Source organism: Flavobacterium gilvum (assembly GCF_001761465.1).
Classification (GTDB): Bacteria; Bacteroidota; Bacteroidia; order Flavobacteriales; family Flavobacteriaceae; genus Flavobacterium; species Flavobacterium gilvum.
On sequence record NZ_CP017479.1, the window covers coordinates 3,819,056 to 3,833,521 of the forward strand.

The 14,466-nt window shown below is 35.9% G+C and carries 8 protein-coding genes; all 8 read right to left on the reverse strand.

The genetic code is table 11. The features are described 5' to 3' along the window. Positions 1–50: 50 nt before the first annotated feature. The 8 genes from EM308_RS15505 to nqrF all read right to left on the reverse strand — a co-directional run bounded on the left by EM308_RS15505 (position 51) and on the right by nqrF (position 14,379). Positions 51–1,214 (reverse strand): glycoside hydrolase family 88/105 protein, encoded by a 1,164-nt coding sequence (locus tag EM308_RS15505; RefSeq protein WP_051877857.1) that lies wholly within the window; start codon positions 1,212–1,214, stop codon positions 51–53. 38 nt (positions 1,215–1,252) lie between these two features. After that, complete coding sequence (locus EM308_RS15510; RefSeq protein ID WP_035639270.1) at positions 1,253–2,938, reverse strand: hypothetical protein; 1,686 nt, start codon at positions 2,936–2,938, stop codon at positions 1,253–1,255. 566 nt (positions 2,939–3,504) lie between these two features. Continuing rightward, the gene (locus tag EM308_RS15515; RefSeq protein WP_035641138.1) at positions 3,505–4,953 is read right to left on the reverse strand and encodes a RagB/SusD family nutrient uptake outer membrane protein; all 1,449 of its coding nucleotides are present in this window, start codon (positions 4,951–4,953) and stop codon (positions 3,505–3,507) included. Positions 4,954–4,970: 17 nt separating this feature from the next. After that, on the reverse strand, positions 4,971–8,402 hold the full coding sequence (locus EM308_RS15520; RefSeq protein WP_051877927.1) for a SusC/RagA family TonB-linked outer membrane protein: 3,432 nt from the start codon (positions 8,400–8,402) through the stop codon (positions 4,971–4,973). A 153-nt stretch (positions 8,403–8,555) separates the two neighbouring features. After that, positions 8,556–9,734 (reverse strand): FecR family protein, encoded by a 1,179-nt coding sequence (locus tag EM308_RS15525; RefSeq protein ID WP_051877928.1) that lies wholly within the window; start codon positions 9,732–9,734, stop codon positions 8,556–8,558. 191 nt (positions 9,735–9,925) lie between these two features. Then, complete coding sequence (locus tag EM308_RS15530) at positions 9,926–10,447, reverse strand: RNA polymerase sigma-70 factor (RefSeq protein ID WP_070261876.1); 522 nt, start codon at positions 10,445–10,447, stop codon at positions 9,926–9,928. Positions 10,448–11,052: 605 nt separating this feature from the next. Next, complete coding sequence (locus EM308_RS15535) at positions 11,053–11,868, reverse strand: sugar phosphate isomerase/epimerase family protein (protein ID WP_035635723.1); 816 nt, start codon at positions 11,866–11,868, stop codon at positions 11,053–11,055. 240 nt (positions 11,869–12,108) lie between these two features. Then, positions 12,109–14,379, reverse strand: coding sequence for an NADH:ubiquinone reductase (Na(+)-transporting) subunit F (nqrF, locus tag EM308_RS15540; protein WP_035635726.1), 2,271 nt, complete (start codon positions 14,377–14,379; stop codon positions 12,109–12,111). Positions 14,380–14,466 lie beyond the last annotated feature (87 nt).

Consider the following 14,466-nt stretch of genomic DNA (forward strand, 5'->3'; position numbering starts at 1 on the left):
AATTTTTATATGAGAAACCAAGAAAAAAAATATTGAGAATACTGCTAACTTTATAATTTCGGAGCGGTCAATGCGTAAGCGCACCAAAGTACAGGAGCCTGTCCGTGCAAATCACCCGTTAAGCCTTCGCGTTTGCGATAATATTCGCTACTATTACCTATGTTGGTTCCCTCACAAACTTTGGTAACATCTCCTTTTTCATCAATATAGTTTGTTGTCAAGGTAATCCAAGCTTTTCGGGCTACCGTTCCATATTCTTTTTCATTGAGCCACCCTTTTCTCACTCCCACTATCATGGCATAAGTAAACATCGCCGTAGATGAAGTTTCTTCCCACATGGTTTCGTCGTCAATAACCTGTCTCCACATGCCATCTGGCGCTTGATATTTTTTAAGAGTCGCCATCATTTTGAGATAAGCACTCATGATTTTTGGGCGGTCTGCATTGTTTTCCGGCAATGCACGAAGCAATTCTGCCATTCCCACAGCCATCCATCCATTTCCTCTTCCCCAGCTGAAGTGTGCTGCCGGAGCATGATAAAATAACCCATTAGGCAATTGAATTGAATCTAGATAGACTGTCATTTCTTTGGCCGCACGATTTAAATATTTCACATCTTTTGTAGCACGGAAAGCCTGCGCCTGAATAGAAGTTATCATAAACATATCGTCTAACCAGATGCGGGTTTGCCAAGAATAACCTCCATCAGCCCATTTTTTTTCAGAAGCTTTTGCATCTTGCGGAAGCTCCCACTGGGTGTTGGCATAATGCATTCCCATGTCAAGATACTTCTGATTTTTTGTCTGCATATAAAGTTCCAAAGGAAGCGTTCCAAATACATTGTTGTCGACATGATTCGGTTTTGGCAACAAATTAGCTTCATTTGTAAATAATGGTTGGAAACGGGCTTCAAGCTTATTGAACAGTTCTTTGTTATTTGTTGCTTTTGTAAACCAAAACCCTCCAAGCCAGGTGCAAACATCAGGATACGTGATTTGTGGTGCAGGCAAATGCATCTTCAATGGGTTTCCGTAAGTGGAATGCGGACGCGATAAAAATCGTTCGGTTATTTGAACACCAACTTTCTCTGGATTGGCTTTTGCAGGAAAGTCTTTAAAATATTTTTGCTGACTATTTGCCTGTAAAACAAATAAAAAAATCAGTGCTTTTGCACATATAATTTGGTTAAAGTTTCTACTTCTTGTCTGTCTCATTGTGTAAATTTTATTATTTTAAACGTGGTTTTGATGGTCTAATAGTTGGGCATTAAATTAAAAGGTTGTGTCGTTGGTTTAGTTCCAACTTGTAATTTCAAATTATTCCACTGAACATTCAGTTGATCGTTTCCGGTTTCATCTACTTTTACATTTTTAGCACCTTTACCTAAAGTTTCGTCAATAGTCATGGCAAAACCTAAAAAAGCAGTTTTTATTTCAGATAGATTGAAATCTCTTGAATCCCCAGAATAAATAACGAAATCAATCCATGCTTTGGTGCCATCTCTTCCTGTTTCCCATTTTCCTTTCAAATCACCAAAAACTAATTTATAAGGCTGGATGAAAAAGGGTAAATCGCCGGCCAAAAATCCAAATGGCTGCAGAATATCGTTAGGCAATTTTAGATTACTGATAGTTGTAGAGGCAGGAAACTCAAATCGAAGTCTCAAATCACTTGCTTTGAATTGACCATTTTTAATACGATCAATAGTAATGTGTTTGTCACCACCATCGGTTACAAAGTTAATTCCGGTCAACACTTTGTTTTTATCCTGTACGCTATAAATACTTGCCGAACTAAAATCAAAAAAATCATGTAGAAACCTCACCTGGTAATATTCCGTTTTTTTATCGGTGCCCCAATACACAAGCAGCGGATGGCGTTGATTCCACAAACTGCAACGATTGGCTGTGGCAATTGCGTATTTTTGAGTCATATAGGCTGTTCCCTTCACCTGCGGTTCACTTTTGATAAAAACATCCGATTCTGTACGTGGATATTTTGGAGTCAAAAAATAATGCAATAAATAAGGAGGTATTTTGTGTGTCGTTTTAATATCACCCGTAAACGAAGGTGCACCTACTTTTCCGCCCGAAGCTTTGTACAGAATTCCCGAAAAAAGCGAATCCACGACAGGACTGTAAGCCCTACTGTGCGGACCAACCCATTGCCCTGTTGGCTTATGATAATGGCGTGCAATCATATTCCAGCTCAATGCATACAGAGAATCAATTTTTGCCAAAGCAGATGGTTCTTTAATATGGCGTTGCATTCTGTTTAATTCATCCAAAGCCACTATTGTATAGGTTGGGCTATTATATTCTTCAAAACCACCATTTTTTAAGGTAAAGTCATAGAAGTTGTTCAAACGTTTTTGTGCGTATTGCAACATCTCCTTTTGTCCAAAAAGCTCGGCTGTCATATAGGTAACATAGGTTCCCATAATGACAATATTGGTATAAGATGGAGTTATGTTTCGCTTTTGAATGGCCTGAGCTGCCAGAAGTATGGCTTTTTTTATTTTTGTTTTTAAATCAGCCGGAAGCTCTTTTTGGTGTTCCATCCAAATATCCAGCAGACTTACCGCATTAAAATCGGCCCAATTGTAATCAACAGGTGATTTTTTGGTAGCCAAAGGTTCTTCTTTAAAGTAAGGCCAAACGCCACGTGTCTTTGATCCGCTAACGGTATCCTGTAGGGCTATGGTACTCTCTATAATGTCAATTGCTTTGTTAACATTCTCCTTTCCTCCATAATCCATCAATTTTACAGCATAGAAAAGTGAACCTCGTGTTTCATGAAAATTACCGCTGGAAGCATCTATATGGTAAAACCAACCTTTTATTTTTTGGGTCAGCATTTTTTCCTTTGGGTCATAATCTTTATCAATCTTGCTTATTGAATTTAATAACCAACTCCTTTCCTGCTTTGAAATGTTCATTTGCTGGGCATGAGAGAAGGTAACAATAAAGAACATCAAACAAAATAGTTTAAGTTGATACTGTTTGTTTTTTGTGATTTGATGATTTAAAAAAAACTTTTCAGCTGCGTCAAGAATATTGCGCATACTTATGACTTTTATATAAAAAAAATAAAAAATATTCATGTGATAATTGATCAGGTTAAAATTTAATTCTTGTTTAAAAAGTTTTGGTTTAGTAATGTGTTCAAAAAAAATTATTGATTTGGAATACCAATTTTATTTTTAGGAAACTGTCGTTTGGAAACTCATTGAATGGCTATTCAAACCTGTTTCAGATCATCACGTTTAATGTCTCGATTGTATGAAGTGTTGTCCTTTCTTTCAGGTAAGACAATTTGTGTTACAAATCTTTTTTGTATGGCAAATGAAATGCAATCTTGCCAAAAAAATGGAAATGTGATTTATAACGTTAGCCTCACGCCGACCAAATCATTGAATATCAAGAAACTTCACCGCTTTTCGCAAAGCGGCGAGCCCCTGATTGGCCGACTAACCTTCGGCTACAATATTAACAATAATACAAATTAGTATCCCGGATTATTTGGCAAAAGCTTAGGATTGGTTTGAATCTCCGTAAATGGAATTGGGAAAAGCAAGTGTTTTGATTGTATAACAGGCTTTGTTGCATAATATTTTCCAGTTCCTGTATTGGCAGCAAAATGTGCATCCATAACAACCAAAGCACGACCTGTTCTTACTAAGTCGAACCAACGATGTCCTTCTAAGCATAATTCCAAGCGACGTTCTGTTTCTACTGCTGTTCTAAAATCAGATTGAGTAGGAGGAACAAGTAAAGTCGATACATTGGCACGCTGACGAACTTCATTATAAGGCGCTAAAGCTTCAGAAGTTCTATTCAATTCGTTCAGTACTTCGGCTTTCATTAACAATACATCAGCGTAGCGTAGTACAATCCAATCGTTCTCTGCATTAGTAGCGCTTGTCGCTTGTGCATCAATAAACTTTGCACAGTAATATGGCGTAGTTAATCCGCCAGCAGAAAAAGCTACAGAAATTGCGGCTCTCTTATCTCCTGTACTATACAAACTTGCCCATTCTGGCATTTCAGTGTTATTCTTGGCTCCTTTGCTCCCTGCCATTGTAACATTGTCTGGCAACATTTGAATACCAAAACTGCTTCCTATATTAGGCAGTGGTGCCGCCTGTAGCACTCTATTATAGCGGACAGCAAAAATAATTTCATTATTCATTTCATTGGTTGTACTAAACACACTGTTGAAATCGCTTAATAATGAATAACCAGTTACCTTATTCAAAGCAGTTAAAGCTTCATTGTATTTTTTCTCTGTCAGATACACTTTTCCCAACAAAGCATTGGCTGCTCCACTGGTAACACGACCAAGATCAGAACTGGAATAACTTGCTGGTAAAACCGCAGCTGCTTCATTAAGATCTTTCTCGATTTGTGCATAAATTTCAGCTACGGGTCTACGTCCAAAATTGTATGAGTCATGATAATCCTCAATAGAGGTGGCAACCAAAGGAATATCACCAAAAAGTTGAACTAAATTGAAGTAGTTTTGAGCTCGAATAAATTTTGCTTCGGCGATATAACGGTTTTTTAATGTTTCGTCCATGGCTATAGCAGCCCCTTTACCTATTACTAAATTACTTTGAGCAATAGACTTGTAGGAGGCGTTCCATATGACAGCAAAAGTTCCATTTGTCGAATCATATGTAAAGGTGTCTAAAACATTATAACTAGGAGCTCCTATCTGACCTGTTGAATTGTCTGACACTACATCGCCAAATGCCTGATACGGTCCATTATAAATGGGTTGCAATGTATTGTAATCTGCAGTCAGGGCACTTTTCAAACTTGCAGCGTCATTAATATAATTTCCAGAAAACACCCTATTAGGATCCGACAATTCTATAAAATCTTGCTGACATCCAGTAAATGCACCCATTGCCAGTAAACAGATCGTTAAATATTTAGTTCTATATTTCATGATTAAGAAGATTAAAATTAAAAATTCAAATTAACACCTAAGATAATACTGCGAGCCAAAGGGTATGAGCTACCATTGTCAACTCCTAAAGTAGCATCGTTGCTTTGATTTGCTTCAGGATTGTATCCTGGATAATCTTTGGTCCACATGGCCAAATTTTGCGATGTCAAATAAAAACGCATCGAATCAAAAGGTAATGATTTCATTTGTGGCAATGTATAACCAAAGGTTAAATTGGTAATTTGCAAGAACGATGCATCATGAAGATAACGAGTTGAGTTAGAGTTAGTATCTGAATTAGAATTTGCAACTCTTGGCTCCATACCATTACCTGGATTTTGCTCAGACTGCCAACGATCCAATACATTGGTTCTTGGATTCACACTACCAAAGAATCTGAATTGATTACGATCGATAGCATACATGTTTTGACCGCCTTGAGAGCCACGCATAACAATATTCAAATCGAAATTACCATACTGGAATGTATTTACAAATCCAAAAATGTATTTAGGTGCTGCTGTACCTAAATCCTGCATATCATTTACATCAACCTTACCATCATGGTTATAATCTTCGAATTTAACATCTCCCGGTTTCATTGGAGCAGCAGTCCATACAGGGCTGTTAGCTACATCTGCTGCATTCTGATATACGCCAATTTGTTTGTAACCCCATAATCTACTAATCGGTTGTCCTTCTTCAAGTTTGTATGCATTTAAGAAACCTTGGAACAAAGGAACATGATTCGCTAACTCTAATACTTTGTTTTTATTGAAAGTGATATTAAAATTGGTTGTCCACTTTAATTTTCCTTCAAGGTTTCTGGTAAGAAGGCCAATTTCCAATCCTTTATTTTCCACGCTACCAATATTATCTAGTATACTCAAACCAAATCCATTGATGGCAGGAATACCTTTGTTAAGCAACAGGTTGGAAGTAGTTCTCCTATACAAATCTGCAGTTAAAGCAATACGATTTTTTAGGAAACCAAGCTCCAATCCAATGTCAGTTTGTTGATTTTTTTCCCAGGTCAAGTTGTCATTAGACAAACCAGTAGGTATATAGCCATAGTTTATGGTACCATTACCAGTACCAAAGGTATAATTACCTGGTCCCATATAACTTTGCCATGCATAATCGCCAATGTTATAGTTTCCGGTTTCACCATAACTTGCTCTCAGTTTTAAATCACTAATCCAATCAACGTTATCCATAAACTTTTCCTGTTTAACACGCCATGCGGCCGATACTGAAGGGAAATTAGCATATTTATTATTTGTTCCAAAACGAGAAGAACCATCCCTTCTGAAAGCTGCGGCTAGTATATATTTATCCTTGTAGGAATAATTTAACCTTGTGTACATTGAAATTAGATTGTTTCCTGTATAAAAAGAACTCGCTTTAATTTCTCCTGCACCACCTACGGTATGCACAGCATCACTTAAAAAAGTTCCAGACGTACCGGTTAGCGTTTCCATTGTAGATACATTTTGTTGAGCAGAATATCCGGCTAGAACACTAAAATCATGATCTCCAATGGTTTTATCATAGGTGAAATAATTCTCTGATACCCAGTTCTGGTTCAGCCCCACTTGTCGTTGCGCTGCTATAGCATTAAGGTTAGGATTGGTAATTGTTGCTGTATTAAAAGCTGCCCTACCTAAAGTTGAAGGGGTAAAAATATTACGGCTTAAATTACTGTTCATAAAACCAAAAGTGGTTTTAAATTTCAGCCCTTCTATAATCATAAACTCTAAATAAGAGTTTCCAAGTAACGTAACCGTTTTGGTTTTGTCTTCGTAAAGATCGATAATAGCCACTGGATTGGTAAAATTTGGCGAAAATCCTGAGTAAACTGGGTCAATAGATGGTTGTCCATAATTACCATTAGCATATTTTACAGGATATAATGAAGGCATCATCAAAGCATTTCCTAAAACACCATAAAATCCACCCAATGAACCAGTAGCGCCAGAAGTGGCTTCAGATCCACTACCATTAGTATCTTTGTCCGTATTTATTGCATAAGAAGGCATAAATGAAACCCCTACCTTAATTCGCTTACTTAAATCGGCATCAAGATTAGCCATTAAATTAAAACGCTCATAACCTGTACCTTTTACAATACCATCTTGAGATAAGTGTCCACCAGAAACAGAATATTTTACAGCATCAGATCCTCCACTTGCACTCAACTGATAACTATACTGCATACCATTTCTAAATATCTGATCCTGCCAGTCGGTATCTGGTAAATTGGCAGCTGGGTTTGCATAAGCAGGTGGTATTGGCAACCCCTGATTGGCGTACCCTTCCTTCATATAATCAATCAACTGTTTAGTATTTAATACAGATACTTTATTAAGTGCTTGTTGACTACCAGCATAAGAGTTAAAAGAAAATTTGGTTTTGCCTTTAGTTCCTCTTTTGGTTGTAACGATTACAACTCCATTACCTCCTCTTGAACCGTAAATAGCTGCAGATGCCGCATCTTTTAACACTTCAATTGATTGAATGTCTTGAGGACTAATTAGGTTAAAGGTTGAACTATCAGGTAGTGGAAAACCATCTACCACATACAAAGGTGAGTTTCCGGCAGTGATAGAGCCTGTACCTCTTACCCTGATTACGGGAGCACGACCAGGTGCACCATTCGTTCCTACTACTGTTACCCCTGCTACCTGACCTGCTAATGCAGCACCAGGGCTAGTTACAGGAAGATCTTTAATTTGCTTACTAGATACTGCAGAAACAGCGTTGGTCAACATTTTCTTCTTTTGATTTCCATAACCAACTACAACGATTTCGTTTAAAGTGGAAGCATTTTCCTGCAAAGTAATTGTAATTGATGACTGACCATTAACTTTAATGTCTTGGGTATTAAAACCCAAAAAGCTAATCTCTAGTGTTGCGTTTTTATTTTCAACCGATATGGAAAATTTACCGTCAAAATCTGTTTGTGTACCATTTTTAGTTCCTTTCTCCAGGACATTAGCTCCAGGCAAAGGCAGTCCTTTTTGATCGAGCACTCTTCCTGATACCACAATTTTTTGTTGGACAGTAGTTGTAACAACCTTCGGTTTTTCTTTAATTATAACGGTATTATTTTTACCGATAACAATATCAATATTAGCGTTTGATAGACTCTGTCTTAAAAGATCATTTGCCTCTACAGTGCCTTTTTTTACATCTACTTTTGGAAGCCCTTTGAATATACCTTCTTCATAGAAGAATTTATAATCAGTTTGTTCCATAATTAGATCAAAGACCTCATCTACTGACATTTTTTTATCTTCTTTGACCTGTATTTTGACATGTTGTGACAAAACATGTCCAGGGGTCAAAGCAAACAGCGTAGTGCAAAACAAGAATATGAATGCTCTCATAATATTTTTCATAAGCCATTTTCCGGAGAGAAAATAGGTATTGGTTAGTTTTATTTCCATAAATTTGATTATTATTTTTGGTTAATATTAATTAAAGGTAATTTCATAAGGGGGTAGAGTTGTTACTTTGGTCGGTAAACTCTATCCTTCTTTTTTTATAGTTACTCTATATCATAGGCAAGATTTTGGTTTTAATCGGTTGGTTAGTTGTTTTTATCTTATTATTAATGTTTTATCTTTCATTTCATAGTTATTAATTGTAGTTGACTTCATAATTGATAAAATTTCTTTAAGGGATTGTTTTTTATCAAGACTCCCTTTAAATTCTACTGATTCCAGATTTTTATTTTCAAAAATCACATCTACATCATACCATCTGGAAATAACTTTCATTATTTCTTTTAAAGATTTTCCTTTGAAAGCAAAAACACCATCTTTCCATGATATTTCATTATAAACATCAACCGTTTTAATCTTTGAAGTATTATTTTTAATATCAAGATTTAATTGTTCGTTTGGAACTAACTTTTGTTTTTTACTTTCAATCTCAACATTGACTTTTCCTTTTACAAGAGTCGTATAGATATTTGCCTCGTCTTTATAAGCTTTTATGTTGAATTCAGTTCCTACAACTTCCACTTTTTGCTTCATGTTATACACTTCAAAATGTGCTCCTTTATGTTCTGTACTCGGAGACACTTCAAAATAGGCTTCACCATAAACCAATTCCACTTGTCTAGTTTTTCCTTCTACAAATGCAACAGGGAATTTCAATTGAGATTCAGAATTCAGCCATACTTTTGTACCATCTGAAAGTTGTATAGTAAATTGTCCCCCCCTCGGTATTGTCAAATAATTATAAACTACTTTTGATACATCCTGTTTATTTGCATCATAAACAATCTCTTTACCATTGCTTTTTGCATTTTGTGTTTTTACCGAAACGCCTTTTTCCAAAACAACAACTTCTCCATTCCCCAATGTTAGTGTAGCTTTATCTGTACCTGGATTAATATTCTCAATATTGCTCTTAACTATTTCGGGAGAAATTTTGATCGGCTCATTAGATATGCTTTTATTTTTGAGAAAAAAAGTTGTAGCCATAAGAGAAACTACAATTGCTGCTGCAACATATTTAAACCAAGGTCTTTTAACTATTGTTATAACGGGCTTATCGTTTCTTTCGTGAAACTTTGCCTTTATCGATTTCCATGCTTTTTTATTATCAACTTCAGGAAGCCTATCTATTTTATCTACTAATTGATCTATTTTAACTTCTTTTAAAAAAGAATATTTCTCTTTAAAGCCTTTTAATTCTAATTTTTCAGAATCGGTCAAGGCTTTTAATTTTCTTTTTATAAGAAGTTCCGAAATTTTAAAAACATCTTTCATCTTACGGGTTTTATTATAGAACAACTAAGATTGAAAAAGGTACTATCGAAAAATCATTTTTTTTTGAAAAAAATTACAGGAAAGAAAATAAAAACCAAACTTTAATGAATTAACACCACAAAATAGGTAAAAACACTTACTAAAAAGAATAGCGATTAAATGTTTTTCTAAAGAATATTTATTTTTTATGGTTAAACCAATAAAAAATAAATAATTGAATCCATCGCTTTAAATTGGTCTCTTAATATTTTATAAGACTGAGTTTTTAATGTCTTAACCGTTTGAAGCTGAATCCCAAGTTCATCAGCAATTTCAAGGTTTTTAAGTCCTTTAAGACTTAATTTTATAATTTCTTTTTTTCGCTGAGGCAAAATATCAATTGCTTTGTGTAGTTGGTAAACGATATCTTCTTCGAGCATTTGTTTTAAAAATAAATCATCATCCTCTAATGATTGTATGCTATTTTCGGCATATTTATTTTTTACAAGTTTATGCTTAATAACATTGTAACATTTGTTTCGAACTGCTTTGTATAGATATACTTTTAAATAGATTTCATCCTGAAAAAGATTTTCTTTTTCCCAAAAATCCACAAAAATATCTTGAACTAAATCTTCGCATTCATCAATTGTGTCCAAAAATCGATTAGCGTATTGTACAAGGGGTCTATAATATTCATTAAATATTTTTTTTATATCTTTTTTATTGACCATATACTTCTGTGCAACCAAAATTTTTAGCTAATTAATTTTAATTTTTTCGCAAAGTAAAAAAATAAATTGAATATTGGATATGCAAATAAAAACTATGGGATTGAATTAGTTGAAAACAACAAATCTTTCCAAAATTAAACATAAAAACCCCACATAATCACAGATTTTTTTTCAACCTGAGTTCGATTAAATAGATCATAAAACTTTTTTCAAATTACTCATATAGATTGATGTTCTTGCAAGATTCTTTTTCGAGACTTTGAAGAAATTGTTACAAAACTACAGGTCGCTCCTATGGAGCTTTATGTTGGTGATAATCCTATTTTCTACAAACATTACGCTCCTAACGGAGCTTGATAATACTAATTTCATCAAAAAGAAAGCCACAGAGTGGCGAAATGTTTATAGAAATTAACAATTAGTTGACGATTCGGAGCTCCGTAGGTGCGAAATCGCAATTCCTAATAATAAAAAGATAAGTGTTTATGCTTAAAATCAGGTTTCTATTAAATTTAAAGTAATGGATTATAAGTAGTTAGCTCTATATTAATAATTGAACTCAGGTTATTAATTTCAAGCCAATCTATCCAGACCGGTTAATTTGCTTAGCAATATCTATTTTTTAAGAACTTCATCATATAGGCATTTACTTCCCATTGATTGCTAATTGGCATATTGTTATCCGGTAAATGAACCATATATGGATAAGGTCCAAATTCAGCCGTTATGGTAAGTTTTTCATTTGCTTCTTTCTTTCTCATTACAACCTTGTCCCACCAAGCCAAATGAGCATCTACCGCGTGTTGCCACTCTGGTATACGTGGATCTGGAATTTGTGGCCCTTCGGGATAACCAACCCGTGCATGAATATGATCTGTTCGTTCAATAGCTAATTGCATGGCTTTTGTTTGGTCTTCCAAAAACGATTCGGCTACACATACCCAATGCGAAGCATCGAGGGTAATTTTTAATTCAGGTGTCTTTTCTAAATACTCTTTGGAAACATGCGCCGCAAATAAGCATTTATTGCGATGCGTTTCATGAGCCACTAGAATACCAGTCTTTTTTGTAAACCGAAAAGCCTCATTTATTAATGAACCGTTTTGCTCAAAACTATAAAAATCCCTTCCGGTTTGCGAATCGATTTTTACACATGGGTAGTTACTAATTTTTTCGAACCAAGTACCATACAAATCAAAATGCTTAGAAAATTCGGCATCACCACTTTCAAAAAACTGTGCAATAATTTTTAAGTTATTCTGTTCTACAATGTTCCAAATATTATCCAACTCCTTTTCGGTCACATTATTAGCGATAGCATACTCGATACCGTCATACCCTTCCTGTTTTACTTTTTGACAAAAGGTTTCCCAGCTTAACAATTCGCTTCCCCAACGAGGACAAAAAAAATCTATTTGCATTTTCTTACTCTTTTTTAAATTGTGAAATACTTTTGGATGAGACCAATAATACTGAGTTCGATTAGTTTTTTTAACAAAATAATTTTAACCGCAAGGATCGCAAAAAACAGTTTTATTTATAAAGCGCAAGGAACGCAAAGCTTTGCGCTCATTGCGGTATATAAACAAAGCGGTGAAAATCTTTGCGAACCTTGCGGTAAATAAAAATTCAGTAATAATCGAATCAGGTCAATACGTTTTCTAAAATTCATCAAATGCGATTTGGCTGTCATTTACACCAAAATTTTTAAGCACATCTGAACAGGCTTTGATCATCATCGGTGGACCACAGAGATAGAACTCAACGGCTGACAAGTTTGGATGCGACTTTAAATAGTTACTTTCCACCACCGAGTGAATATACCCCCTATGCCCCTCCCACTTAGCATCATCAGGCAAATCGTCTGACAGTGCTGCATGAAATTGAAAATTTTTGAACTCCCTGCTGAGATTACGAAAGTAGTCAACATAAAAAAGTTCCTGCTCCGATCTTGCACCATACCAATAAGTTATGGTTCGCGAGGTATTAAGCGTTTCAAATAAGTGCGAAATATGAGATCGAAGTGGTGCCATTCCTGCACCGCCACCAATATAAACCATCTCTTTTTGTGTAGGTTTGATATCAAAATCTCCAAAAGGTCCCACAGCCGAGATAACTTCACCGGGCTTTAAGTTAAAAATATAACTAGAACCTCTTCCCGGTGCACAATCCTGCCCCACAGGAGGTGTGGCAATACGTACATTAAATTTCAACAGCTGATTGCTACCCGGATTTACAGCCAGAGAATAATTATTCTTGCTAACTTTTCCCTCAGTATTTTCAACAACGAGGTCAAACAAATTGTGCGTCTCCCATACAGAGCGATATGGCTCAGGAATGTCAAAATTTCTAAATTCAATCAATTCATATTGCGGTATCTCTATTTGTAAATAGTTACCTGCTTTAAAAACGATTTCTTTCTCAAGAGGTTCAATCACCAATTCCTTAATAAAAGTAGAAACATTCTCATTGCTTACCACTTTAAATTTCATCTGCTCAGGTTCAACAATACCGCTGCCTCCGGGCGATTCTATATCCATGTATATTTTGCCCTCCTTTAGTTCTACTGGATAAGTTCGCAAGCCCTGACAAATTGGAGCACGAGCAGGAGAACCATCCGCTAGATTAAACCTTCCATTGTGTTTAGGACATTCTATTTGGCCTCCTTTTACCAAGCCTTCGGCCAAATGCGTATTGCCGTGTGTACAGATACCATCGGTGGCATAATATTTTCCATCAGCAGCACAACTGATTGCAAAAGTCTTATTGCCAACATCAAAACGAACTACTTCTTCACGGGAAAGATTCGATGCATCGCATACCTCATGCCATCCGTTTTGCGTTTTATGATCACTTTTGAAAACGAGGTTATTGGCTGGATGATGAGCTGGTCGCTCAGGAAGTATTCTTTTGACATAATAAGAAGGATCCTTTCTTTGCTTTAGCAATGCAGGAATAATTTCTTTCCATGCCGAAATAATACTTGGGTATGGAGAAGGCATTTCGTCTTTAACCAACTCATGCAACCTTGGCAATGCATGATATGGCACCAAGGGAAACATGTGATGTTCTGTATGATAATTCATGTTCCAGTATAGAAATCTGTTAAGGGCATTCATATATACCGTTCTGCAATTAAGACGATGATCGAGCACGTTCTCTGCTAATCCTGCGTGTTGCGTCAAGCCGTAGATTGGCATCAACCACGCACCGTAGATATTTGGCAAGCCAATAAGTAATAGAGGAATAATAGTTTTAAAATAGATTGAAACACCTATTACCAATAGGTATATCAAAAGTGTAATGCGTGCCCTGCTGTAAATCTTTTTAAACTCGCTGGCAGGAATGAATAATTTTTCGCTTTCTGACATTTGTCCACAAGCATGATGAACCATTTGACAGAAGTAGCCAGGAATGCTATCTAGGTTAATGAATATCCCAAACAAAGCACTCAGTTTAGCGGGACGTGGCGAAACAATCTCTGGATCCCTCCCTACAATAATGGTATCGCTATGATGCCTGTTATGACTCCATCTCCAAACTACTGATTCCCGCATCACCATAAATGATGCAATTTCATACAGCCAGTTATTCATCCAGTCTGTCTTAAATGCTGTACCATGGCTCGACTCATGCCATCTTGAATCTGATGTGGTGCCATAAATAATTCCGTACAACATAAAAGCAATTACGGATACCCATGAAAACCAATAATAGATACCCACGGCTGCAAATGTAATCATCAGCCCAAACCAAATAACAGTATCCCTGATTGCAGGTCCGTTTTTTCTTTTTAACAAGGCGCGCATTGTTTCTCTCGGCACATAACAAGTGTACCAATCTGCCTCAGCAAGACCTTTCTCAATTGCTTTGGCTTCATTTTCCTTAGTAATCCTGTATGCAGGATTTGATGTGTGTATGGATAAACTCATAATAAATATTAGGTCGTGTTTCCTGTAATTAATTAATAATCTTTTAATTCTTTTATTCTACTTACTGTCTGACAGCAGTTCATTTAT